This is a genomic window from uncultured Algimonas sp., from assembly GCF_947498175.1.
Lineage (GTDB): Bacteria > Pseudomonadota > Alphaproteobacteria > Caulobacterales > Maricaulaceae > Litorimonas.
The window spans coordinates 239130-263013 of sequence record NZ_CANMJB010000002.1; the positions used below are offsets into that span (position 1 = coordinate 239130).

At 68.2% G+C, this 23884-nt stretch carries 29 protein-coding genes; 27 read left to right on the forward strand and 2 right to left on the reverse strand.

The window, feature by feature from the left end; translation table 11 throughout:
* Positions 1-72 precede the first annotated feature (72 nt).
* The 3 genes from Q0718_RS03620 to Q0718_RS03630 all read left to right on the forward strand — a co-directional run bounded on the left by Q0718_RS03620 (position 73) and on the right by Q0718_RS03630 (position 2564).
* Positions 73-543 carry a hypothetical protein gene (locus tag Q0718_RS03620; protein ID WP_298913568.1) on the forward strand — a complete coding sequence of 157 codons (471 nt, stop codon included), beginning with the start codon at positions 73-75 and terminating at the stop codon, positions 541-543.
* 750 nt (positions 544-1293) lie between these two features.
* Entirely contained in the window at positions 1294-1989 is a 696-nt protein-coding gene (locus tag Q0718_RS03625) for a glycosyltransferase (protein WP_298913571.1), read from the forward strand.
* Positions 1986-2564 (forward strand): DUF2064 domain-containing protein, encoded by a 579-nt coding sequence (locus tag Q0718_RS03630; protein ID WP_298913574.1) that lies wholly within the window; start codon positions 1986-1988, stop codon positions 2562-2564. Before Q0718_RS03625 ends, Q0718_RS03630 begins: the two co-directional genes overlap by 4 nt.
* 64 nt (positions 2565-2628) lie before the next feature.
* Here the strand turns inward: Q0718_RS03630 and bla are convergent, their stop codons facing one another.
* Together bla and Q0718_RS03640 are read right to left on the reverse strand one after the other, a co-directional pair.
* Positions 2629-3438, reverse strand: coding sequence for a subclass B1 metallo-beta-lactamase (bla, locus tag Q0718_RS03635; RefSeq protein ID WP_298913577.1), 810 nt, complete (start codon positions 3436-3438; stop codon positions 2629-2631).
* 333 nt (positions 3439-3771) lie between these two features.
* Positions 3772-4527: a uracil-DNA glycosylase gene (locus tag Q0718_RS03640; protein ID WP_298913580.1), complete on the reverse strand. Its 756-nt coding sequence runs from the start codon at positions 4525-4527 to the stop codon at positions 3772-3774.
* 154 nt (positions 4528-4681) lie between these two features.
* Here Q0718_RS03640 and Q0718_RS03645 point away from each other — a divergent pair, with 154 nt between their 5' ends.
* The 24 genes from Q0718_RS03645 to Q0718_RS03760 all read left to right on the forward strand — a co-directional run bounded on the left by Q0718_RS03645 (position 4682) and on the right by Q0718_RS03760 (position 23814).
* A complete protein-coding gene (locus tag Q0718_RS03645; RefSeq protein ID WP_298913583.1) occupies positions 4682-5665 on the forward strand; it encodes a hypothetical protein in 984 nt (327 codons plus the stop codon).
* A 95-nt stretch (positions 5666-5760) separates the two neighbouring features.
* Positions 5761-6267 carry a Na+/H+ antiporter subunit E gene (locus Q0718_RS03650; RefSeq protein ID WP_298913586.1) on the forward strand — a complete coding sequence of 169 codons (507 nt, stop codon included), beginning with the start codon at positions 5761-5763 and terminating at the stop codon, positions 6265-6267.
* Position 6268: 1 nt separating this feature from the next.
* Complete coding sequence (locus Q0718_RS03655; RefSeq protein WP_298913589.1) at positions 6269-6601, forward strand: monovalent cation/H+ antiporter complex subunit F; 333 nt, start codon at positions 6269-6271, stop codon at positions 6599-6601.
* Positions 6598-7014 (forward strand): monovalent cation/H(+) antiporter subunit G, encoded by a 417-nt coding sequence (gene mnhG, locus Q0718_RS03660; RefSeq protein ID WP_298913591.1) that lies wholly within the window; start codon positions 6598-6600, stop codon positions 7012-7014. Before Q0718_RS03655 ends, mnhG begins: the two co-directional genes overlap by 4 nt.
* A 76-nt stretch (positions 7015-7090) precedes the next feature.
* Positions 7091-7339 carry a hypothetical protein gene (locus Q0718_RS03665; RefSeq protein ID WP_298913592.1) on the forward strand — a complete coding sequence of 83 codons (249 nt, stop codon included), beginning with the start codon at positions 7091-7093 and terminating at the stop codon, positions 7337-7339.
* The gene (locus Q0718_RS03670; protein WP_298913594.1) at positions 7336-8043 is read left to right on the forward strand and encodes a DUF4040 domain-containing protein; all 708 of its coding nucleotides are present in this window, start codon (positions 7336-7338) and stop codon (positions 8041-8043) included. Before Q0718_RS03665 ends, Q0718_RS03670 begins: the two co-directional genes overlap by 4 nt.
* Positions 8040-8483, forward strand: coding sequence for a Na(+)/H(+) antiporter subunit B (locus Q0718_RS03675; RefSeq protein WP_298913596.1), 444 nt, complete (start codon positions 8040-8042; stop codon positions 8481-8483). The genes Q0718_RS03670 and Q0718_RS03675 overlap by 4 nt, the downstream gene beginning before the upstream one ends.
* 13 nt (positions 8484-8496) lie before the next feature.
* The gene (locus Q0718_RS03680; protein WP_298913598.1) at positions 8497-9009 is read left to right on the forward strand and encodes a cation:proton antiporter subunit C; all 513 of its coding nucleotides are present in this window, start codon (positions 8497-8499) and stop codon (positions 9007-9009) included.
* Positions 9010-9148: 139 nt separating this feature from the next.
* On the forward strand, positions 9149-10672 hold the full coding sequence (locus Q0718_RS03685) for a monovalent cation/H+ antiporter subunit D family protein (RefSeq protein ID WP_298913600.1): 1524 nt from the start codon (positions 9149-9151) through the stop codon (positions 10670-10672).
* A 2-nt stretch (positions 10673-10674) separates the two neighbouring features.
* Complete coding sequence (locus Q0718_RS03690) at positions 10675-12144, forward strand: proton-conducting transporter membrane subunit (RefSeq protein ID WP_298913601.1); 1470 nt, start codon at positions 10675-10677, stop codon at positions 12142-12144.
* Positions 12141-12605, forward strand: a complete 465-nt coding sequence (locus Q0718_RS03695) for a hypothetical protein (RefSeq protein WP_298913604.1) — start codon at positions 12141-12143, stop codon at positions 12603-12605. Before Q0718_RS03690 ends, Q0718_RS03695 begins: the two co-directional genes overlap by 4 nt.
* A 148-nt stretch (positions 12606-12753) precedes the next feature.
* Positions 12754-14493: a Na(+)/H(+) antiporter subunit D gene (locus Q0718_RS03700; protein WP_298913607.1), complete on the forward strand. Its 1740-nt coding sequence runs from the start codon at positions 12754-12756 to the stop codon at positions 14491-14493.
* Positions 14477-14887, forward strand: a complete 411-nt coding sequence (locus Q0718_RS03705) for a MucR family transcriptional regulator (protein WP_298913611.1) — start codon at positions 14477-14479, stop codon at positions 14885-14887. Before Q0718_RS03700 ends, Q0718_RS03705 begins: the two co-directional genes overlap by 17 nt.
* 262 nt (positions 14888-15149) lie before the next feature.
* Complete coding sequence (locus Q0718_RS03710; protein ID WP_298913614.1) at positions 15150-15668, forward strand: PAS domain-containing protein; 519 nt, start codon at positions 15150-15152, stop codon at positions 15666-15668.
* Positions 15669-15801: 133 nt separating this feature from the next.
* Positions 15802-16131 carry a helix-turn-helix domain-containing protein gene (locus Q0718_RS03715; RefSeq protein ID WP_298913617.1) on the forward strand — a complete coding sequence of 110 codons (330 nt, stop codon included), beginning with the start codon at positions 15802-15804 and terminating at the stop codon, positions 16129-16131.
* Positions 16128-16940 carry a DUF6456 domain-containing protein gene (locus Q0718_RS03720; RefSeq protein WP_298913620.1) on the forward strand — a complete coding sequence of 271 codons (813 nt, stop codon included), beginning with the start codon at positions 16128-16130 and terminating at the stop codon, positions 16938-16940. The genes Q0718_RS03715 and Q0718_RS03720 overlap by 4 nt, the downstream gene beginning before the upstream one ends.
* A gap of 12 nt (positions 16941-16952) precedes the next feature.
* Positions 16953-17261 (forward strand): hypothetical protein, encoded by a 309-nt coding sequence (locus Q0718_RS03725; protein ID WP_298913623.1) that lies wholly within the window; start codon positions 16953-16955, stop codon positions 17259-17261.
* Positions 17254-18558, forward strand: coding sequence for a terminase family protein (locus Q0718_RS03730; RefSeq protein WP_298913626.1), 1305 nt, complete (start codon positions 17254-17256; stop codon positions 18556-18558). The genes Q0718_RS03725 and Q0718_RS03730 overlap by 8 nt, the downstream gene beginning before the upstream one ends.
* Before the next feature lie 187 nt (positions 18559-18745).
* Positions 18746-19207 carry a hypothetical protein gene (locus Q0718_RS03735; RefSeq protein WP_298913629.1) on the forward strand — a complete coding sequence of 154 codons (462 nt, stop codon included), beginning with the start codon at positions 18746-18748 and terminating at the stop codon, positions 19205-19207.
* Between the two features lie 455 nt (positions 19208-19662).
* A complete protein-coding gene (locus Q0718_RS03740; protein WP_298913632.1) occupies positions 19663-20823 on the forward strand; it encodes a phage portal protein in 1161 nt (386 codons plus the stop codon).
* Entirely contained in the window at positions 20820-21056 is a 237-nt protein-coding gene (locus tag Q0718_RS03745; RefSeq protein WP_298913635.1) for a hypothetical protein, read from the forward strand. The genes Q0718_RS03740 and Q0718_RS03745 overlap by 4 nt, the downstream gene beginning before the upstream one ends.
* On the forward strand, positions 21046-21660 hold the full coding sequence (locus Q0718_RS03750) for an HK97 family phage prohead protease (protein WP_298913638.1): 615 nt from the start codon (positions 21046-21048) through the stop codon (positions 21658-21660). Before Q0718_RS03745 ends, Q0718_RS03750 begins: the two co-directional genes overlap by 11 nt.
* On the forward strand, positions 21575-22825 hold the full coding sequence (locus Q0718_RS03755; RefSeq protein ID WP_298913641.1) for a phage major capsid protein: 1251 nt from the start codon (positions 21575-21577) through the stop codon (positions 22823-22825). The genes Q0718_RS03750 and Q0718_RS03755 overlap by 86 nt, the downstream gene beginning before the upstream one ends.
* Before the next feature lie 14 nt (positions 22826-22839).
* Entirely contained in the window at positions 22840-23814 is a 975-nt protein-coding gene (locus Q0718_RS03760) for a DnaJ C-terminal domain-containing protein (RefSeq protein ID WP_298913644.1), read from the forward strand.
* Positions 23815-23884 lie beyond the last annotated feature (70 nt).

The window sequence follows — 23884 nt, forward strand, 5'->3', positions numbered from 1 at the left end:
TGATTGCAGGGCTTTGCGTGCCGCGTTAAACTTTCTAATAGGGGCCTAACCGGATTCCCGCAGGAGACAACCATGCCCGACTTCAAATTCACCGCCATCATAGCGGCCGCCGCCCTCGCCCTCTCGACCGGCGCCTTCGCCCAGACAACCGATGTCGACGCGACCGTCGACGCCGACGTCGAGATCCAGGCCGATGCCGAAACCCGCGCCCAGGCCCAGCTGATCCAGGCGCCGTCCACCGAAGGCGTCGTCACCGACCGCACGTCCTGCGAATATGAAGGCGGCTCCATCGCCGAACTGCGCGAAGGCACGGTCTGCTTCATCCAGATCCGCGGCGAAGAGGCCTCGACCAAGATCTATGACGGCCAGGGCCTCGGCGTGATCCGCTGCGCGGGCAACGGCGCGTTCCCCAACGAAGTGTCCGCCACCACGCCGGGCTTCTGCAACGTCTATCTGACGGAAAAGAAGAAGCTCAAGACGCGCGCCGAACTCGAAGCCGAACTCGAAGCCATGACCCAGGCGGAGCTGGAAGGCACCAACTAGGGCGCGGTTGCGCACTCGACAGTCAAAGCCCGGTCCCGGCGACCGGGCTTTTTCGTGGGCGCTCTACAACGTCCAACCCATCCTTATCCCGGGCTCCATCACCCAACCGTTTCAGCCGGACGAAAGCGCAGGAGATGGGCGGGCCGATCAAGTCGGCCTGAGCGGGAAACGAGAGCATAGGGCAAGCCTGTAGGGGCGATGGAGGCCATGGCGTTTTCTCCGCTCTCGCCGGCCTGACCGGCGAGCCCATCGCCCAACCGTTCCGGCCGACTGAAACGGCAGGAGGGAGGCAGCCCGGTCGAGCGGATTTGCAGGACCGAGGGTGTCGTGCCTGCCTGTTTCCCGTCCTCGGACTTGTCCGGAGCTGTGCACCGATCCTTCACCTCATCCCGGACTTGATCCGGGATCCATCTTCCGACGGTCTCGGCCAGCCTGAAGGTCCTGCGATGGACCCCGGGTCGAGCCCGGGGTGAGGGATTGGGAGATAGGGCAAGCGATCGAAACGCCGATCAAGTCGGCCTGAGCGGGAAGGGGCAAAAGGTCGTGCCACGGTCTTTTCCTTTCTCTCACCTCATCCCGGACTTGATCCGGGATCCATCTCCCAATGGTCTCGGCCAGCCTGACGGTCCTGTGATGGACCCCGGGTCAGGCCCCGGGTGAGGGGATTGGGGGACGGGGTTGTATGGATCGTGTTTCAAGACCGGATCCGGGCGGGTAGCGAAGCGACCCGGCTGCAAGCCGCTTGACCGGATGCAGCACAACCCTAATCGCATCCGCGTGCTGCACGTCGTCATTCCCACCTACCGAGCCGAAGCCGGTCTTGCCCGGTTGCTGCCGCAGCTGTCGGGCGACCGCGTGATCGTGGCGGATGGCGGCTCGGATGACGGGACGCTGGGTGTGGCCCTGCGCCACGGCGCGGTGCTGGCGGTCGGCGCGCGCGGGCGGGGGGCTCAGCTCGCCCTTGGCGCGAGGCTTGCCGGTCTGTCGGGACGTGCTGAGGACTGGTTCCTCTTCCTGCACGCCGATTCGCGGCTGCCCGAGGGGTGGCGCGAGGCCATAGACGCCGCCATGGGCGACCGCGATCCGCGTTATTTCGGTTTTCGCGCGGATGCGGACGGTCCCAAAGCCCGGCTGATGGACGCGATGGTCGCTCTGCGCTGCGCCGCGCTCGGTCTGCCCTATGGCGACCAGGGGCTGTTGGTGTCGCGCGCGCTCTATGAGCGGGTCGGCGGCTATGCCGACATGGACCTGTTCGAGGATGTGGAGCTGGTCGAACGGCTGCGCCGCGTGGCGCGCTTGCGGCCGCTGCCGCTGGCCCTGACGACCGATATCTCCGAACATGAGCGCGACGGGATCTGGCGGCGCGGGGCGCGCAATCTCGGCCTGCTGTGGCGCTACAAGCGCGGGGCGGAGGTGGCCGACCTTCTGGCGCGGTACAAGCGGTGACCCCGGACCTCTATGTCTTCGCCAAGCGGCCGGCCATGGGCGCGGCCAAGACGCGGCTGGCGCGCGATATCGGGCCCGCCCACGCGCAGCGCCTCTACCGCGCCATGACGGCGCGGATCCTGCGCCAGGTGCGGGATCCGCGCTGGAACACGGTCGTCTATGCCGCGCCCGCTAACGCCATCGGCACGGTCCCGGCGTGGGACGGCTTCGACCAGCGGCCGCAGCCGGGCGGGTCGCTCTCGCCGCGCCTGGCGGCCGCCTTTTCCGGCCCGCGCCGCCCGGTCTTGGTCATCGGCACGGACTGCCCGCAGGTCGGCGCGCGCGACATCGCCGACGCGCTCGCCGCCTTGCGTCGCGCGCCTTTCGTTTTCGGTCCGGCCCGCGATGGGGGCTTCTGGCTGATGGGCGCGGTCGCGCCGCTGCCGCCCGGCACGTTCGACGGGGTGCGCTGGTCGAGCGAGCACACGTTGGCCGATCTGGAAGCGCGGCTGGACGGGCCCATCGCGCGGCTGCGCACGCTGAGCGATGTGGACGACGCGCAAGGGCTGGCGGCGTGGCGGGCCGGGAGACATTGAACCCATAGGGCCGCTCCCGAAAATGAACGTCGGGGGCCATGAACGACAGGGACGATGAGATCGTTCAGTCGGTCTCTTGCGCCGCCAGCCGTGCATCGATCATCGACACGGTCGCATCCAGCAGCGCCATCCCGCCGCCCTTGCCGTGGCCGGGGACGACCATGTCGGCGTCGGGATAGGTGGTCTTCGTCCAGAGCATAGCCTCGCGCCATTCGTCCAGATCGGCATCCGCGATGTTGCCCAGCGAGCGGGCTTCGCCGCCGCGCACGGCGCAGCCGCCGAACAGGATCTTCTCGTCCGGGAGCCAGGCGACCAGATTGTCCGGCGCGTGGCCGTGGCCGGGATAGGCGACCTCGATGCGCCCGACGCGAGTGCGCGCGCCCTTTTCCTTCAAGGCGGCGACCGACGTGTCGGGAACGGGCTGGCCGATGGCGACGGCGAGGCGCGGCGTGTCGGGATGGGTGAAGACCTCGATGCCTTCGCGCTCGGCCACGTCCACGCCGGCATTGCGGTCGGCATGGTGGTGCGTGACGATCAGGCGCGTCACCGGCTTGCCGGTCTCGGCCCGCACCGCCTCCAGCAGCGACAGGGTCGCGATCTCGCCCCAGGCCCCGTCGATCAGCGTCACCGCCTCGCCGTCCACCACGACCAGCCCGTTGGACGAATAGGGCATCTGGCCGGGGAAGACGTAGACGGAAGTGTGGACCCAGACGCCCTCGGCGATGGGCGACAGGGTGACGGGGTAGTGGACGAGGAGGTCGGAGAGGGAGGTGTCCGCCTGTTCGCTTGTCGTGGGTTCCGGCGTAACCGGCTCGGGTGGCGCGGCGTTGCAGGCGGCGAGGAGGAGGGTGGTGGCAAGAAGAGCGCGAGTCATGGCAGGGGCGTTAGCAAAGGATGCGGGGCGGAAAAAGGACCGCCTTCGGCGGACTTGTTCAATCGGGTCCCCCTCCGACCTCGCCTATGGCTCGGCCACCTCCCTCTTGCGGGGGCACGGAGTGGCCGTGGGCGGCCCGGGGGGCCGACCGCAACGCAGTGCCGCACGGCTTGGGCCGTGCGGACCGAAACGCATCCGCGTTTCGGCACTCCGCTATCGTCCGTCCCCCGGACGGCCGATCGAAGACGCTCCGTGCCCCCGCAAGGGGGAGGTGGCACGAGCGTCAGCGAGTGACGGAGGGGGACGCAATAAGAAAGCCCGCCGCAGGCGGCCCTACCCCTCCGCCAAGCGCTCCCGCAGCGTCAGCAGATCCTGCCAGGCTTCCGCCTTCAGCGCAGGCTGGCGCAGAAGGAAGGCCGGGTGGTAGATCGGCAGGGCCGGGATGTCGCCCGTGCCGACATTGACGCTCTGCCACTGGCCGCGGTTCTTCATGATCCCGCTCACGCCCGTCATCACCTGCATCGCCGTGCCGCCCGCCAGCAGGATGACCTTGGGCCGGGCCAGTTCGATGTGGCGGTGGACGAAGGGGCGGCAGAGCTCCAGCTCCGCCGGGTCGGGCTTGCGGTTGTTGGGCGGCCGCCAGAAGCAGACATTGCCGACATAGACGTCGTCCTCGTCGCCGCCGCCGGAGGCCAGCCCGATCGCGCCCAGCATCTTGTCGAGCAACTGTCCCGATCGGCCGACGAAAGGCAGGCCCTCGCGGTCCTCGTCGCGCCCCGGCGCTTCGCCGATCACCATCAGGTCGGCGTCCGGATTGCCGCGCGCCAGCACGGCCTGCCGCGCGCCGTCCGACAGCGGGCCCGCATCGAACGCGTCCAGCGCGGCCTTCAATTCGGCGATGGTCTTGCAGGCGGCCGCGACGGGCGCCGGGTCGGCGGCGGTGAAGGCGGTCGGTTTGGGCGCGGGCGGAGGCGGGGCCTCGGCCTTGACGGGACGCACGCGCCGCACCGACCGCGCCGGCGGCAGGTCCGGCACATCGACGCCGGCGCGCTCGTACCAGTCGAGCAGGGATCGGAGGGATTTCTCCATAAGGGCCGTATAGAGGCAAAGCGGCGCCCGCGCTCGCCACTTATGCACAGGCTGAGATGCGACGCCATCGGGCACGGCGCGGCGGCAAATCGCCTTTACAGGCGGGGGCGGCCTGGCGATAGGAGCGAAGGGAGAGGGCGAGAGGAGGCGGGACATGAGACGGGTTTCCATCGCGATTGTCGCAGCGATCTGCATCCTGCGCCCGATGAGCGGCTCTGCCGGCGAAATGACCTTCGGTCCGTTGGAGGTGGGGGCCACCTCGTGCGACGATGCGGTGCGGATGTCGGAGCGCGACGCGGTCGTTGCCAACCGCAGCGTCGATGCCTTCACGGGCGGCACCCAGCTCGACCTGGGAGAGCGCCCGTTCGGCGTGGACTATGCCGAGCGCGTCCTCCTGTCGTGCGACGGCGACGATAGCCGGGTCGAATCGATACATGTCGTCGTCCCCCACCTCGATGTCCCCAGCGCGGTAAGGGAGCTCGAGGCGGCGCACATCGAGACCGACCGGTCCCCGCTGGACCGCGGGCAGGGCAATGCAACGTTCTTCTCTTCGTCGGGCCGATCGCTCGGCGTCCTGCTCTATCAGGGCGAGGCGCCCGGCACGGCGACGCTGTCCCTCATGTCGCGCTACTATCTGAACATGACGAATGGCGGCGAATATCTCGCCCTGAACCCGGCGCAGGACACCGGCGAGATCGCGCTCGGCCCCATCGAAATCGGCGTGACGTCCTGCGACGACGCCCTCGACCTGGCCGGACGGACGGGCGTCCTGCAGGAGACCGGCACCAGCGAGGTCTCGGGCGCGCGCAAGGCCACCCTCGGCGCGGCGCCGTTCGGGCAGGACCATGTGACCGGCGCCGAACTTCACTGCGACCCGACGGACAGCCATGTCGACGCGGTGCTCATCCAGGTGGACGATGCGGACCTCGCGCGCCTCGTCGAGACGTTCGACCGGGCCTATCGGCGCGTCCGCTTCGAGGTCACGGATACGGGGCAGTTCATAGCGGCGCACTGCTCGGACACGCACGAAAGCTGCACCAGCCTCATCCGGTCGCCGGGTTCGAACGGTTTCAGCGTGATGCTGAGCACGATGGACCACGCCAAGCGCGGGATGGAAGCGTCGCAGGCGGGCCGCTGAGTTCCAATCGGGGACGGACGCAAATCCCGCTTAATCCATGACTTTCGGCGCAAACCCCCTTTCCGGCCTGACGGCGGTTCGCTAAGCGGCTATCGATGTTGCGTTTCGCCACCATCCTCCTGTTCGCATTGGCGGCCACCTGGTGGGTCCTGTCGGGCTATACCAAGCCGCTCTTGCTGAGTCTGGGCGCGATCAGCCTGGCGCTGGTGCTGGTCATCTGCGCGCGGATGCGGATCCTGGACCGCGAAACCGCGCCCTACATGACCGTGCCGCAGACGCTGGCCTATTTCGGCTGGTTGTTCGTGGAGATCATCAAGGCCAACATCGCCGTGGTGCGCCAGATCGTCTCGCCGGACATGGAGGTCAGCCCGACGCTGACGCGGATCCCGGCGCGGGGCAAGACGGATCTGGCCAAGACCATGTTCGCCAATTCCATCACGCTGACGCCCGGCACGGTCTCGCTCGACGTGGCCGACGATCATATCGTCGTCCACGCCCTGCTCGAAGAGATGAGCGCGCCGGAGGATTTCGCGGAGATGAGCGACCGCTCCGCCTGGGCCGTCGGCGAACCGGACGACCCGCACGTGCGCGAGGGGCTCTAGCATGCGCGACCCCATGCCCTACATCATGCTCGGCGCAACGCTGTTGCTGGTCGTGGCGATGGTGCTGATGCTGGCGCGGCTGATCGGCGGCCCGTCGCTCTATGACCGGCTGCTGGCGGTCAACAGTTTCGGCACCAAGACGGTGCTGTTCCTCTGCGTCTTCTGCTTCATCATCGACCGGCCGGACGGGATCGACATCGCGCTGCTCTATGCGCTGATGAACTTCATCGCGACCATCGCCGTGCTGAAATTCTTCAATTACGGCGCGCTGACCGTGGACCTGCGCGACGTGGACACGGCGCGCGAGGCGCCGGATGCGGAGGGGCCGCCATGAGCCTGGCGACGCTCATCCTGGCGGCCGAACCGGTCGCGGCGGACGCCGTCCGCGCCGGGCTGGACTGGGCCGTCCTGGTGGAGAACGCGCTGGACGTCTTCACCGTCGCTTTCCTGCTGGGCGGGTTGTTCTTCGTGCTGGCCGGGTCGATCGGCGTGCTGCGCCTGCCGGATTTCTACACGCGCCTGCACGCGGCGGGCGTGACCGACACGCTGGGCGCGGAACTGATCCTGTTCGCCCTGATCCTGCAGGCCGACAATTGGCAGGTCGTCGCCAAGCTGCTGATGGTCGCCTTCTTCCTGTTCGTGACCTCGCCCACCGCCACCCACGCCGTCGCCCACGCCGCTTGGCGCGCGGGCGAAAAACCGCGTCTGGGCCGCTGGAAGGCACCGGCGCTGGAGGACGAAGGGTGAGCGCGATGCGGGGGAGTGTATCCATATCTTCGTCCCCGGGAATGAATGCCGGGGACGGGTTTTTCGGAGCTGCGGAATGATCTTGATATCCGAGCCGCTTTCATCCTGTTACCTGGCACTGGTTGAAGAGTCCGTCATCCGGTCGGCCCTGTTCTGTCGGCCGATCAGCTACGTTTTCGACGGCCGGTTCTTTCCCGCGATCGAATGGGTGCCTGCGGTGGCGGCGCTGGCGAGCGTTTTAGTGGTGAAGCCCGGTTGGGTCTGGCGCAAGGATTTCGATCGGGCCGACGATCCTTTCACAGTACCGGACGAGCTGCCCGCATGATCCTCGCGCTTCCCATCCAGGCCGTCCCCACATCCCCCCTGATTTCCACGCTCTTGCTCGATCTGGCGCTGCTGAGCCTGCTCGTCATCGTCGCCTTCGCCATCGTTCGGATGCGCTCGCTGTTCGCCATCGTCATGCTGCAGGGCGTGTTCAGCCTGGTCGCGGCGGCCTGGTTCGTGACGCTGGACGCGGTGGACGTGGCCTTCACCGAAGCGGCCGTCGGGGCGGGCGTGTCGACCGTGCTGATGCTCGCCGCGATCCTTCTGGCGCAGCGGCGGACCTCCTACGTGCCGATGAAGCAGCAATGGGGGCCGCTCGTCGCGGTGCTCGTCGCCGGGGCGGCGCTGCTCTACGCCGTGCCGGACCTGCCGGCCTACGGCGACGCGGACAGCCCGGCCAACGCCTATGTCGGGACCGACTATCTGGCGCGCACGGCGGTCGAGGTGGACATTCCCAACGTGGTGACGGCGGTGCTCGCCTCCTACCGGGGCTACGACACGTTCGGCGAGGTGGTGGTGATCTTCGCGGCCGGGCTGGGCGTGCTGCTGCTGCTCGGTTTCGACGGTCTGGCCGGAACGTTCCGCGCCCGCGTCATGGGCCGCCGCCTGTCGGATCCGTCCGCGCCGTCGGGCGTGCGCAAGCGCGACGCCGGCACCGAAGTCGTGCCGCGCGAAAGCGATGCGAGCGGGGAGGGCGCGACATGAACGGCGATCCGCATGTCCTGCTGCGCGTGATCGCGAAGTTCCTGATCCCGCTGATCGCGCTGTTCGCCTTCTATGTGCAGTTCCACGGCGAATACGGCCCCGGCGGCGGGTTCCAGGCGGGCGTGATCCTGTCGGCCTCGGTCATCCTCTATTCGCTGATCTTCGGGCTGAACGCGGCCAAGCGGGCCTTTCCGCCCGTCTTGATCCGCATCGGCATGAGCCTGGGCGTGCTGCTCTATGGCGGCACGGGCGTGCTGACCTGGATCCAGGGCGGGGAATTCCTGAACTATTCGGTGCTCGCGCATGACGCGATCCACGGCCAGCACTGGGGCATCATCGCCGTCGAGCTGGGCGTGTTCGCGACCGTGACATCGGTGATGCTGGCGATCTTCTACGCGTTCGGGTCGCGCCAGCCCTCGATCGAAGACCAGGACTGGTGAGGGGCGGCTGAGCGTGGATTACCTGTTTTCGCACTTCAACTATGTCGTCGTGATCATCCTGATGATGACGGGGCTCTATGTCGTCTTCGCCTCGCGCAACCTGATCAAGAAGCTGGTCGGGCTGTCCACCTTCCAGACGTCGGTCTTCCTGTTCTACATCACGCTGGGCAAGATCGCTTCGGGCCAGCCGCCCATCCTGGAATACGACCCGGCGACCAAATCCGGCTATGACGAACATACGGCGTATGTCGACCCGGTCCTGCTGGCGGCGTCGGGCAAGTCCTACGCCTTGCCGGGACAGGGCAGCGAAATCCTCTATTCCAACCCGCTGCCGCACGTGCTGATCCTGACGGCCATCGTCGTCGGCGTCGCGACGCTCGCCATCGGCCTGGCGCTGATCGTGCGCATCCGGGAAGTCTACGAGACCATCGAGATGGACGAAATCGACGCGCAGGACCTGCAGTACAATCTCGAAGGGCTGGACGAAGATGCGCTGCTGGCGCTGATGCCTGAGCGCGGGACATGAGTGCGGCACGGTTTCAGGGGCGGGTTTCGCGCGGCGAAGGCGGGTTTCGTGCGGTCTCGCACGGGGGCATCCCGAACCAGGGGGACATGCTGAACGAAGACCGCGCCGCCGCGCGGACATCCCCGGATCGGCCAGCTTCGTGAGTTGGCTGTTCGAACACGGCGTCGCCTTCGCCATCGTCCTGCCGCTGCTCATGGCGGCGGCGGTCGCGATGCTGCCGCGCTCGCGCTACCTGGCCTGGACGGTGGCGCTGGCCGTCGTCACGGCCGTCACCATCGCGGCCATCGCCGTCCTGCTGACCCAGGCCGACGCGGGCGAGATCGTGTACCGCATGGGCGGATGGGAACCGCCCTACGGCATTTCCTTGCGCATCGACGCGGTGAACGCGCCGATCCTGCTGCTGATCGCGGCGATGGCGCTGGCGAGCTTCCTCTATGCCGAACCGGCGGTCGCGGCGGAAATCGCGCCGGAGCGACGGGGTCCGTTCTACGCCGCGCTGCTGCTCTGCGTCGCCGGGCTGATGGGGATGGTGGTGACGGGCGATGCGTTCAACGTCTTCGTCTTCCTCGAAGTCAGCTCGATCTCGACCTACACGCTCGTCGCGATGGGGGCGAACCGGGACCGGCGGGCGCTCTCGGCGGCGTTCAACTATCTCATCCTCGGCTCCATCGGCGCGACCTTCTTCGTCATCGGCGTCGGCTTCCTCTATGCCGAGACCGGGACGCTCAACATGGAAGACATGCGGACCATCCTCGCCGCGATGGAGGGCGGATCGCGCGTCTCGCAGGTCGCCTTCGGCTTCATCGTCGTCGGGCTAGGGCTGAAGCTCGCCTTGTTCCCGCTGCACACCTGGCTGCCGGGCGCCTATGCCTACAGTCCCACCGTGGTGACGGCGTTCCTCGCCTCGACCGCGACCAAGGCGGCGCTCTACCTGCTCTACCGCTTCTGTTTCACCGTGTTCGACCCGAGCTTCGACTATGTCGCCGTGGTGCTGGGCTATGTCGTGACGGGGCTCGCGGTGACGGGGATGATCTTCGCCTCGCTGCAGGCCTTCTTCCAGACCGACGTCCGCCGCACGCTGGCCTTCTCCTCCGTGGCGCAGGTCGGCTACATGCTGCTCGGCATCGGTATCCTGACCACGGCGGGCCTGGCCGGATCCTATCTGCACCTGATCAACCATGCCGTCATCAAGGGCGGGCTGTTCCTGGCGCTGGGCGCCATGTGGTACCGCTTCGGCATCACGCGCACCGCCGACCTGGCCGGGATCAGCAAGACCATGCCGGTCACGACGGCCGCCTTCACCGTGCTGGCCTTCTCGCTGATCGGCGTGCCGTTCACGGCCGGGTTCGTCTCCAAGGTCGCGCTGGCCGAAGCGGCCGCCGAACGCGGCTGGTGGTGGGCGGTCGGGGTCATCATGATCACCTCGATCCTGGCGCTCTTCTACATGGGCCGGATCATGATGGTCGCCTATTTCAGCGACCCGCCCGCCAGCTGCCGCCGTGCCGACGGCACGGTCGAACGCCGCGAAGCCCCCGCCCTGATGCTGATCCCGATGGTCGGACTGGCGGCGGTTTCCGTCCTCATCGGCATGCGCGGCAATGTGGTGCTGACCCATGTCAGCGAAACCGCCGCGCAGGTGCTCATTCCGGGGGCGGGGCTGTGACGATGTCCGCGGAACTCCTCATCCTGTCGATGATGCTGATCCCGCTGGCGGCGGCCGCGCTGATCCCGTTGGTCGGCCGCCGGGCGCCGAACCTGCGCGAAGGGGTGACCTTCGCGGCCGGCCTGGCCTTGCTGTTCGTCGTCGTGCAGCTCTGCATTCTGGTGGCGGGCGGGGCGCGGCCGGAGCTGCTGATCGGCAGTTTCGCCGGCCTGTTCGAGATCCGCTTCCGGCTGGAGCCGCTGGGCGCGACGTTCGCCGCCATCGCCAGCTCGCTCTGGATCGTCAATTCCATGTTCACGCTGGGCTATATGCGTGGCAACAAGGAAGCCAACCAGACGCGCTTCTACACGTTTGTCGCCATCGCCATCGCGTCCGCCATGGGCATCGCGGCGAGCGCGAACCTCATCACGCTCTTCATCTTTTACGAAGCGCTGACGATTTCGACCTTCCCGCTGGTCAGCCACAAGGGCGACGCCAAGGCGCGGCGCGGACTGACCATCTACACGCTGATCCTGATGGGCACGTCGCTCGGCCTGCTCCTGCCCGCCATCATCGGCGTGCAGGTCGTGGCGGGCACGACCGATTTCGTGCCGGGCGGCGTGTTCGGGCCGGACGTCTCGCTGACGGCGACGTCGATCCTGCTGGTGCTGTTCGCCTTCGGCATCGCCAAGGCGGCGTTGATGCCGGTCCATCCCTGGCTGCCCAACGCCATGGTCGCGCCGACGCCGGTCTCCGCCCTGCTGCACGCCGTCGCGGTGGTGAAGGCGGGCGTGTTCACCATGCTGAAGGTCGTGGTCTACACGTTCGGCACGGACGTGGCGTCGATCACGCCGTCGTCCGACTGGTTGGCCTGGATCGCGGCGATCTCCATCGTGGTCGCGTCCATCATCGCGCTGCGGCAGGACAATCTGAAGAAGCGGCTGGCCTATTCGACCGTCTCGCAGCTTTCCTACATCACGCTGGGCGCGATGCTGGCGACGTCGTGGGGCGTGCTGGGCGGCGGACTTCAGATCGTCATGCATGCCTGGGGCAAGATCACGCTCTTCATGGTGGCGGGCGCGATCTACACCATCGCGCACCGGGACAGCGTCTCTCAGCTGGACGGGCTCGGACGGAGCCTGCCTTGGGTGTTCGGCGCGTTCCTGGTCGCCAGCGTCAGCTTGATCGGCGTGCCGCCCTTCGGCGGGTCCTGGCCGAAATTCTACCTCATGTGGGGCGCGCTGGAGAGCGGGCAGGCGGTGCTGATGGCGGCGCTGATCGTGTCGTCGCTGCTCAACATCCTCTACCTCATGCCGATCGCGATCCGGGGCTTCATGAAGGCGCCCGCCGATCCGGCCCGGGATGCCGCCCTCGCGCTGGAGGCGCGCAACCATCGCTGGGTCGTCATCCCGCCGGTCATCACCGCGGTCGGCACGCTGGTGCTGTTCTTCGCCGCGCCCTGGATCATCCGCTTCCTGGAGCCGATCTTATGACCGACACTCCAAGACGCCGCGCGTCCGACGATCCGGACTATGTCCACCCGGCCGCCCGGCCGTTCCTGTTCCTGGGCGAGGCCAAGGTGAAGCGGAACTTCATCTGGCTGCCGTTGGCCGGGCTGGTCATCGCGTCGGTCCTGGGCGTGTTCCATCCGGCCAAGCATCCCGCGCCGTGGGAAACGATCGGCGGCACGCCGATCCCGGGCAGCTGGGCGATCTTCGGCTTCCTGGCCTATTCATTGATCGTGTTCGCGGCGGGGCCGCTATTCCGGCTGCTCGGCCGGCGCGAAGACTTCTACGGCGAAGGCGGCCTGCCGGACCCGGACTATTCGACCGACCCGATGCTGGTCCCGCCGGCAGGAGACGCGCCGGTGGGCAAGAACGCAGAAGACTTCCCGCCGCAGCCGCTGAGCGGGAAAGCGCACAGCGTGGACGATCTGCCGGAGGACGGACGATGACGGCTTCCCATGAAGTCCTCATCCCGGACTTGATCCGGGATCCATCTCCTGTCCCATCGGCTAGCCGAGACATCCGGAGATGGATTGCGGATCGAGCCCGCAATGAGGGAGTGTTTGAACGCGCGCCCTGTCATGAAGGGACCGCCGCATGACCGACGCGCTTCCCCTCCTCGCCCAGATCAACCCCGGCCTCTGGGTCATCCTCGCGGGGCTGCTCGCCGCGCTGCTGCCCGTCGGCCCGGCCCGCAAGGCGCTGGCCATCGCCGCGCCGCTCTTCGCGGCGGTCATGATCTTCGACATCTACGACAGCACCGAAGTGCTGGCCGGGCAGTTCGAGATCATGGGGGTGGAGCTGACGACCCTGCGCATCGACAATCTGTCGGTCGTCTGGGGCTATCTGTTCTGCCTCGCCGGGCTGATCAACGCCATCTACGCATTGCACGAGGACAGCTGGATCACGGACAGCTCCGCGCTCGTCTATACCGGCGCGGCGATCGCGGGCGTGCTGTCGGGCGACATGCTGAGCCTGTTCCTGTTCTGGGAGCTGACGGCCATCTCTAGCGTCTTCCTCGTCTGGCAGGGGGGCGACCGGGCCTATCACGCCGGGATCCGCTACCTCGTCATCCAGGTGCTGTCCGGCGTGTTGCTGCTCGCGGGCGCCGTCATGTTCGCCAATTCGCGCGGCGGCGATTTCATGTTCGACTATGTCGGGCTGGACGCGCCGGGCGGCTGGCTCTTGCTCATCGCCATGGGCATCAAGGCGGGTTTTCCCATGCTGCACATGTGGATGCAGGACGCCTATCCGAAGGCCTCGATTACCGGCACGGTCATCCTGGCCAGCTTCACGACCAAGTTCGCCATCTACGCGCTCGCCCGCGCCTTCCCGGGCACGGACATATTGATCTGGATCGGCTGCATCATGACGATGTTCCCGGTCTTCTTCGCCGTGGTGGAGAACGATCTGCGGCGCGTCCTGGCCTACTCGCTCAACAACCAGCTCGGCTTCATGGTGGCGGGGATCGGCATCGGGACGACCTTGGCCATGAACGGGGTGGTCGGGCAGGTCTTCGTCCACGTCATCTTCAAAGGGCTGCTCTTCATGTCCATCGGGGCGGTGATCTACCGCACCGGAACGGCCAAGGCGTCCGAGCTGGGCGGGCTGTTCCGGTCCATGCCCTACACGACCGTGCTGTGCCTGATCGGGGCGGGCTCGATCGCGGCCTTCCCGCTGCTGGCGGCGTTCGTCACCAAGGCGATGATCCTGAGCGCGGCGCTGGAGGAGCATCTCTGGGTTCCGTTCGCCATGATGCTGTTCGCGTCCGCGGGCGTGATGGAACATAGCGGCATCAAGGTGCCGCACTTCACCTTCTTCGCCCACGATAGCGGGCGGCGCGTGCGCGAGGCGCCGTGGAACATGCTTCTGGCGATGAGCCTGGCCGCGCTGCTCTGCATCGTGCTGGCCTGGCCGTGGGGCGGGTACGAGCTGCTCTATTCGATCATGCCGTACCCGACGGACTACAAGCCCTACACCTGGGACCATGTGGTCTTCCAGATGCAGCTGCTGTTCGCCGCCATCTTCGCCTTCACGCTGCTCAAGCGGTTCCGTCTCTACCCGGCCGAACGGCGGGCGGAGATCGTCGATATGGACATTCTCTACCGAAAGATCGGCCGGGGCGCGGCGGTCTGGGCGGACGCGGTCTGGACGCGCCTGTCGGCGCGGATGTCGCTCGGTCGCGGCAAGGCCGCGCGGCGGCTCGGGCGGCGGCTCTACCAGGCCTTCTCGCCGGCGGGCGCGCTGTCGCATGCCGCCCCGTCGGGACTGGCGTCGGTCATGACGGTGACGGTCCTCGCCCTGGTCCTGGTGTTCGCCTATGTCGCCGGACGATAGGCACGACCCGCTGCTGGGCGCGGTGGCGCGCGTCCTGGCGGCCTATGTGCGCAACCACGAGGTCGCGCCCGACGCGCTGCCCGGACTGGCGCGCACGATCCGGCGCGCGCTGGCCGAGGCGGCGGACGCCCCGCCCGCCGCGACCGGGCAGGCGCCCGCCGTGCCGATCGGCGAGTCGGTCACGGACAGCCACCTGATCTGCCTGGAAGACGGCAAGCCCTACCAGTCGCTGAAACGCCATCTGCGCGTCGCCTACGGCCTGTCGCCGGAGGACTACCGCCGGAAATGGGGCCTGCCGCCGGACTATCCGATGGTCGCCCCGGCCTATGCGCGGCGGCGCAGCGCGCTGGCGAAGCGCGCCGGACTGGGCAAGACCGGTCGGAACCGGCCATGATGGGCAAGTGTCGGATCGGCGGCTTTTAAAAAAAGATAGCCCTGAAACCGCAACCGCCGTTATCGAATTTATCGCATTTTAAAGGTTTGGCGCCTCCGAAGACCGCGTCGCCCCCGGAACGAATCGCCCCCGAATCGAAAAACCCGGCCAATCGCTGTGTTTGCATCCCGATATGGTTAACGAACCCTTGCTGCGGAGTCCCCGAACCCTGATGGTCTGATTCGTGGGGGCCGTGCGATAATCGGGACACAAGGGGAATGGCGTGATCAATGACGGATCGCTGCGGCACCAGATGGTGCTTCCGCAGCAACAGGAATTCTACGATATGTGGCGGGCCAAATGCGTCGGCGGGCGATTGCCCGCCCGCAGCGACATCGACCCGCGCGAAATCAAGGCCCAGCTTCCCATGATCACGCTGACGGAGCGCCGGGCCGCGCCGGACACGACGGCGGGCCATCGCTACAAGTTCCGCCTCGCGGGCACCGGCTTCTGGCGCTTCTACAATGACGAGATCCAGGGCCGCCATGTGGACGAGCTGCCGATCGGCTGCCGCGCGGATTACTGGCACCGCGTGCTCGACATGGTCGTCGACGAAGCCCGGCCCTTCTGCGGCGTGACCAAGCCCAACACGCCGATCGGCTCGCACATGGCGCAGTTCTGGATTCGGCTTCCGCTCTCCTCCGATGGTCGCAATGTGGACACCATCCTCGGTTACGATCACATCTGTCCGCTGGAATCCGCCGCCCAGACCCAGGTCGCGCGCCAGAAAATCTACGCGTAAATCAATCCGTTCCACTTTTGTTCTCACGTGCGACATGAGATGACTCGCCATGCGCGTGCAAAAGATATAGGAATATAATCCTCGCTATCCGCTTTGTGGGCTATGATGCCCTCAAATGGAATTGGAGGATGACTTGGCCCGTAAACGAGAGATCAACCCGCTGGATCCGGCCTGCGCCCGGCTGGCGACCGCCGCCGTCGCGCTGGAATTCGGCGTTCCCGAACTGGCCCTGAGCCGGCCCGGCACGCGAAGTCCGCTGTGCGACTTCGCCCGGCAGGCGGCCATGTATCTGACCTATTGCAGCTACGACATGAACAAGGCGCGGGTCGGCGAACTGTTCGGGCGCCACAGCAGCACCGTGCGCCACGCCATCGAGGTGATCGAGGAGAGCCGCACCGATCCGGTGCTGGACGAACAGCTCCACCGGCTCGAACGCTGGCTCGGCCAGGCGGTGCGGCCATGAATGGCGAGCAGCACCGGCTGCACACCGAACAGCTGATCCGCAGCCTTCTGAAAGGCCGCGCCCTGATCCGGCGCGAAGCCGGGGCCGCGCTCTGGCCGGCCTACCGGGGCGGCGACCGGCGCACCCGCGCGCTCTTCTGGGTCAACAGCGCCGACGTGGAGGATCTGATCCGGGACGGGGTCCTGGTCGTGACCGATCGCGGCGTCGATCTGGCCCCGCCGACCCGGCGCCGCCTGCTCTACGGCCAGTCGGCGCGCGAAGTGGTCGAACGCACCGAATATGTCCGCGGCGGGGCGGAACGCCCCGTGCGGCGCAATGTGCGCGGCTCCGTCGTGCTGCGGCTGGCCAGGCGGCAGGACCGGGACGGCACGCCGCTGCTGAGCGACGCGCAGATCACGGCCGCCCACCGCTACACCGCCGATCTGATGCGCGCCGGGGAAGGCCGTATCGGCACGTCGGACGTCGCCGCGCCCCGGGTGGACGGCACGCGCCGGCATGACGCCGCCGAAGACGCCGCCATCGCCCGCATCGACGGCAGCCGCTCGCTGCGCGCGGCCCGCCAGATGCTCGGGGCGCGCATGAGCCGCCTGCTGAACGCCGTCTGCGGCGCGAACGAACGGCTGGAGGCGATCGAACGCGCCGAAGACTGGTCGCGCGGCACCGGGTTGACCGTGTTGCGCATCGCGCTGGACCGGCTCGTGGTCCATTACGGCACGGTGCCGGGCGAAGCGTCGCCAGTCGACGCGCTGCCAGTCGACGCGCCGCCAGTCGACGTGCCGCAAGCCCTGGCGCAGCGCCGGGCCGGGTGAGGGGAGACGATCATGTCCGACACGACGACACCGACGCCCGATGTGGGCGACATCATCGGCCAGCTGCAAGGCAAGCTGATCGCGCTGGGGCGGGCAGTGGACACGCTGCCCGCCAAGGAGATCGAGGCGACCGCCAAGTCGATCAACCTACTCATCACCAGCCTGGAGAAGGCGGACGGCTATCTGCGCCGCCACGCCCCGCCCGCGCCGGGCGGCGGACTCAGCGCGCCGTCGCGGCTGGACCTGCTGCGCCGCATCAAGCGCATGGTGGAGAACGGCGTGCTCCGGGAATTGGACGAACCGGGGCGGACCGATGCATAGCGGCCTTTCGACCCGGCGGTTCCGGACCTCGGACCTGTCCCCGGAACACCGCGCCTATGTCGCGTCCAACTGGCACGGCTCGGCGCGGCCCGACCAGGTCGAACCGGACGACCCCGACTGGGCCGTCTGGCTGGTGCTGGGCGGGCGCGGGTCGGGCAAGACGCGCACCGGCGCCGAATGGGTTCTGGACCGGGTCCGGCGCGGCGCGCGCCGCATCGCCCTGGTCGGGCCGACCCTGCACGATGCGCGCGAAGTCATGCTGGGCGGGCAGAGCGGGCTGATGCGCGTGGCGCAGGCCAATCTGCGTCCGCGGTTCGAGCCGACCCGGCGGCGCGTCGTCTTCCCCGACGACGACCACGGCCCGGGCGCCGTCGCGCACCTTTTTTCGGCGCATGAGCCGGACAGCCTTCGCGGCCCGCAATTCGATTGCGCCTGGGGCGACGAATTCTGTGCCTGGAAGGATCCGGACGCGGTGCTGTCCAATCTGCGGCTGGGCCTGCGCCTGAGCACGAAGACGGGCGCCAGGCCGCGCCTGTGCCTGACGACCACGCCCAAGCCGGGCACCGCGCTCGACCGGCTGGCGGCGCAGTCCGGAACGCGGCTGGTGCGCTCGCGCACGCGCGACAATGCGGACCATCTCGCCCCCGGCTTCGTCGAACGGATGGAGGAGACGTACGGCGGCACGGCGCTGGGGCGCCAGGAACTGGACGGCGAGATCGTGCGCGACCATCCCGGCGCGGTCTTCGCCCGGACCGACATCGACGCGCACAGGGTCGCCGAAGCGCCGCCGCTGGACCGCATCCTCGTCGCGCTCGACCCGCCCGCCACGTCGGGCCCGAAGGCCGATGCGTGCGGGATCGTCGTCGCAGGCGCCGCGGGCCGGGGACGCAAGGCGCAGGCCTACGTCCTGCACGACGCCAGCGTGGCGGGCGCCACCCCGCAAGCCTGGGCGGAGCGCGCCGTCGCCGCCTACCGCGAATTCGGCGCCGAAGCGATCCTGGCCGAAACCAATCAGGGTGGGGAGATGATCGAAGCGGTGATCCGCGAAGTCGGTCCCGACGTGCCGGTCCTGCGCCGCCATGCCCGCCGCTCCAAGCGTGGCCGCGCCGTGCCGGTGGGATTGCTCTATGCGCGCGGCCGGGTCCGTCACGTCGGCCGGATGGACGCGCTGGAGGACGAGCTGTGCAGCTTCGGCGGCCCCCACGCGTCGGGCAGTCCGGACCGGATGGACGCGCTGGTCTGGGCCGTGAGCGAGCTGTTGCTCGACCGGCCCGCGCCCAAGGTGCATCTGTTCTGACGCGACCCCCCGTCCCGGGTCGGACCCGGGATGGGAACGGACCGCTGTTTCGAGAGGGGACGGTCGCGCCCTGAACTTTCCGCCCGTCTCCTTATTAACGTCGCATTTACGCTGTTCGTGCAGGGCTGGACCGCATAAGGGGCTGGCCGCAGGATGCGTCCGGTAAGCAGGCATGGGGAGGCAAATCATGATTGCACGCAAACGCAAGACGGCGGGGACCACCGACACGCGGCGGCAGATGGCCGAATTGCAGATCGAGCTGCGCGAGACCGACCGCGAGCTGGGCAAGCTCAACTGGGATCTGGCGACCGAACTGATCCGCCTGTCGGACGAAACGAATGACCCCGCCGCCCTGATCGAAGCCGTCGAGGCCCTGCGCTCCGCCACCCGCTACTACACGTTCGAGGATGCGCCGCGCGAACACGCGCTGGTGCAGAAACGCCTCGCCGACACGTTGCTGGTCCTCGGCCAGCGCACGGACGACCGCGACGCTCTCGCCAGTGCCCGCGACGCCTATCGCGGCGCGATCACGCTGGCCTCGCTGCTGTCGGACGACGCGCTGCGCGAAGACCTGCGCGCGACCTACAAGATCACGCTGGCCCTGCTCGGCGACGCGCCCAAGACGGCGCCTCTGTTCCGGGTGGCGTAGCGATCCGGCAAAGCCGCCGCGAGCGCCCCTGAGCGCTCTGAACACTCCGAATAAACGGACGGTGCGGACAGACGGCACATGCCCGGTCCGATGAACCGACCCTCCTCCGCGGCCTTGTCTCCAGACCTCATCCCGGATCAATCCGGGATTAGGGGATGAGGGGGCGCGGGGCCGGGACGCGGGTCCGGCCCTGTTTCCACACAAGCGAAATGCTCTGACTGCTGGAGACGGCCGGTCGTCGGTCGGCTTTGCCGCGTGTCCCTTTTGATCCTGCTGGCGCTTGTCGCCGCTCGCAGCGTCCCTTCGATAATCCATCCTCGTTAATGCGTTTGGAAAATCCTGCGATAACAGACGCATGACGAAAAAACCGGGAAAAAGATCCGGGTTATAGGAAAGTGGTCCTATAAAGAGTTTATCGCTGCTCAAAAGGTTTGGGCACGACAGGAACCTCTCTCATGAAACTTCCCTTCACCGGGCGCGCCAGCGCGTCCGCGCCTTTTCCGCTGCCGGACGGACGAGCCGGCGAAACCAAATCCACCCCGCTGGTCGCGCTGGAACTGGCGCGCCAGGCGTCCTTCACCGCGCCGGACTTCGCCTCGCTCTGCCGCGAGGGGTTCGCGAACAATCCGGTCGTCTATCGCTGCGTGCGCATGATCGCCGAAAGCGCGGCGTCCGTCCCGCTGACCGGAGCGCAATTGCCCAATGGGGCGATGGAGGCGCTGGAGCGCTTCCACGGCTACCTGCAGGTCGCGGGCGCCGCCTATCTGCAGGCGGTGGTCCTGGACGGCGACGTCGTGGCGCTGCGCGCCCTTCGGCCGGACACGGTCAAGGCGCTTGGCGACGCGCAGGGCCGCCCGGCCGGATACGAGGTCGCCGCCGACCTGTCCCGATCCAACAGGGGCCGCGCCGTTCACCGCCGCGATCCCCTGACCGGGCGCTGCGCGGTGATGGGGCTCGCCCTGTTCAATCCGATGGACGAGGCGAACGGCCAGTCGCCCCTGCGCGCCGCCGCGACCAGCGTGGACCTGCACAATCAGGGCACGCGCTGGGCCAAGGGGCTGCTCGACAATTCGGCGCGGCCGTCCGGGGCGCTCGTCTATGACGGGGCGGGGACGCTGACCCGCGAACAGCTGGAGTCGATGAAGGCCGAGCTGGAACAGGGCTTCACCGGTCCGGCGCGGGCCGGGCGGCCCATGGTGCTGGAAGGCGGGCTGGACTGGAAGACGATGGGGATGAGCCCGTCGGACATGGACTTCACGCAAGGCCGGCGGGAGGCGGCCAGAGACATCGCGCTGGCCTTCGGCGTGCCGCCCATGCTGCTCGGCATTCCGGGCGACAACACCTACGCCAACTATGCGGAGGCCAACCGCGCCTTCTGGCGGCAGACCGTGCTGCCGCTGGTCGCGCGCACGGCGCGGGCCCTGTCGGTGTGGCTGTCGGCGTTCGGAGAGGAGGCGGCGCTCTCGCCGGACCTCGACGCCGTGCCGGCCCTGTCGGGCGAACGCTCGGCGCTGTGGGCGCGGCTGGAGGCGGCGAGCTTCTTGGACGAAGACGAGCGCCGCGCCTTCGCGGGGCTGCCGCCTCATCCCAAACATAATGGGGGAACGATCCAATGAGCGGCGTGCGTCTGGAGCGCACGGTGACGCTCGGCCTGATCGCGACCGTCTTCCTGCAGACGGCGGGCGCCCTGATCTGGGTCGGGGCGGCGGAAGCGCGCATCGAGCAGCTGGAGCGCGAAGTCGAGACCAGCTGGGCGATCAGCGAACGGCTCGCCCGGCTGGAGGGCGAAACGGCCGTCATGGCGCACACGCTGCGCCGCATCGAGGAGGCGCTCCACGATGCGGATTAGCGGTTACGCGTCTCGCTTCGACGAGCGCGACGCGGGCGGGGACACGGTGCGGCGCGGGGCGTTCGCCGCCTCGCTGCTGTCGCGCTCCGGGGCGCTGCCCATGCTGTCGGACCATCAGCGCCGGGTCGGCACCTGGACCCGCGTGGTCGAGGACGAGACGGGCCTGCGCGTCGAAGGCGAGGTCGAGGATGCCGCGCTGGCCCGGCTGATCCGGTCCGGCAAGGTCGGCGGCCTGTCCATCGGCTACCGCACGCGGCGGTCGAGGGACGGCCGGGCACGAGCCCGCCCACGCGCGAGCTGCTCGACCTGGATCTCTCCGAGGTCTCGGTCGTGGCCTTCCCGATGCTGGGCTCGGCCCGGATCGACAAGATGGTCGCGGCTCGCGCTCGGCGTCATGACGTCTCCGCTTCCGTCGCTCGCTGACGCGCGACGGATCGCAAGGGGACACCACAAGACATGTCCGCGCCTGAAGGCGCGGGCCACTCATCACACCCACACGCAACATAAAGGATATCCGCGTGACACATATCGAAACCAAAATGGCGACCCCGACCTTCTCGGAGGACTTCGCCGCCACGTTCGCCGCCTTCCGGCGCGCCAATGACGAACGCCTCGACGAGATCGAGAAGAAGGCCGCCGCCGATCCCTTGCTCGACGCCAAGGTGGACCGGATCAACAAGCGGCTGGAGACGCTGTCCGTCAGCCTCTCGGCCCCGGGCGGGGCGCCCGCAGCCGAGCCTGAGTCCAAGACCGCCTGGTCGCGCTTCATCCGCACCGGCGACGAGGCCGCGCTGGGCGAATTCAAGTCGCTCTCCACGGCGGACGGCCAAGGCGGCTTCGTCGCCCCCGTCGAGACCGAAAACCGCATCGACGCGGTGCGGCGCGATGCGGGGACAGGCTCAGCCTGGATAGCGGGGCCAACCCCGATCGCCGGACCGCCGCCCTCCTATGCGGGCGCGGCGCAGCTGCTCGCCTTCGACCTGCCGGACCGGGCCGGGATCACGGTCGGCGCGCTGCTGGATCCGTTCGAGCCGGTCACCGTGCGTTGGAACGGCCGGGAGGCGACGCTGGACGCGCCCGTGCGCATCGGCGCGACGCTGAGCGACCTGCCCGCCCGGCCCCCTCATCTTCGCGACCGCGGCACCGTTTTGGAGGTGCGCCTTCCAGGACTGGCCCTGGCCTCGCTGGAGGACGACGCCTTCCTGGCGGGCGGCAACCGTTTCGCCGTGGAGACCGCGACCGGATGGGAGATAATCGCCGCGCGCGACGCCGTGCTGAGCGCCCCGCAGACCTACCGCCTGTCGCATTTGCTGCGCGGTCTGGACGGCAGCGACGCGTTCATGGACGGCGATGTGCCGCCGGGCGCGCGCATCCTCTGGCTGGTCGCGGGTCTGGTGACCCTATCGGGGGCGGACGACTGGCGCGGGAGCACTGTCGAAGTCCTCGGGAAGACGGACCGGCGGGAGGCCCGCCCGGCGGAGCTGGTCTGGACGGACCGGAACGGCTGGCCGCTTTCGCCCGTTCATCCGCGCTGGAACGGCGCGGCGCTGTCCTGGACCGGGCGCGATTCAAGCTTCACGGACTGGACAGAGGACGCATCGCATCTGCGCTACCGCGTGCGCCTGGTCCGTGGCGGCGTGACGGAAACGATCGACACGGCGCTGACCGCACTGAGCGTTCAGCCGTTCGACCGGGCCGAAATCGTCCAGCTGGCACCGGATGGCCGCGAGAGTCTTTTCCCGGCGGCGTTGAATGTGACGGGCGGGTGACTAAATAGGCCCCCATGGCCACGAAGAATCCCTATGACCTGCTGGGCGTGAAGAAGACCGCGACGGACAAGGAGATCCGCTCGGCCTATCGCAAGCTCGCCAAGAAACTGCACCCGGACGTCAATCCCGATGATGAGGCCTCCGCCGAACGCTTCAAGGAGGTCACGGCCGCCTACAACCTGCTGTCCAACGAGGATCTGCGCAAGCAGTACGATACGGGCCAGATCGACGAACAGGGTCAGCAGAAGAACCCGTTCGCGGGGGCCGGCGGCTTCGGCCAGAGAGGGGGCAGCGGCGGGCCGGGGTTCGATACCGGCTTCGGCGGGTTCGAAGGCTTCGGCGCACGCGGCGGCGGCGGGACGCAGATGGGCCAGGACGAGATGTCGGATCTGTTCGGATCGCTGTTCGGCATGAATACGGGCCCGTTCGCGGGCGGAATGCGTGGCGGCATGAACCGGCCGCGCAAGGGGGCGGATGTCCAGTACACGGTCGCGCTCGACCTGTCCGAAGCGTTAAAAGGCGGAATGCGCCAATTGCCCAGCGGCACCAAGGTCCGAATCCCGGCCGGCGTGCGCGATGGCCAGAGCCTGCGCGTGCGCGGCAAGGGCCAGCCCGGCGCGGGCGGCGGTCCGGCGGGCGACGCGTTGGTCAAGGTCTCGGTCAAGGACCATCCCAATCTGACGCGGCGCGGCGACGATCTGCATCTGCGCCTGCCGATCAGCCTGCACGAGGCGCTGAGCGGCGGCACGGTCCGGCTCGACATGCCCAGCGGAGCGGTCAAGCTGAAGATCGCACCGGGCTCCAACACCGGCAAGAAGATGCGCCTGAAAGGCAAGGGTGCGCCCAGTGCGGGCAAGGGCAAGGCCCGCGGCAACCTGATCGTGGAGCTGGTCGTGACCTTGACGGAGGCCGAGCTGGACAAGGCGTCCGATATCGCCGGATCCCTGCCCGAAGAGGGCGGCGAGGGCCTGCGCGACGGGCTGATTTGACGCGCGCGGACAGGGTTTGTCCCACGCAGATAGGGGTTGCTCAACACGGGGTAAACACCGCATTCAGTCT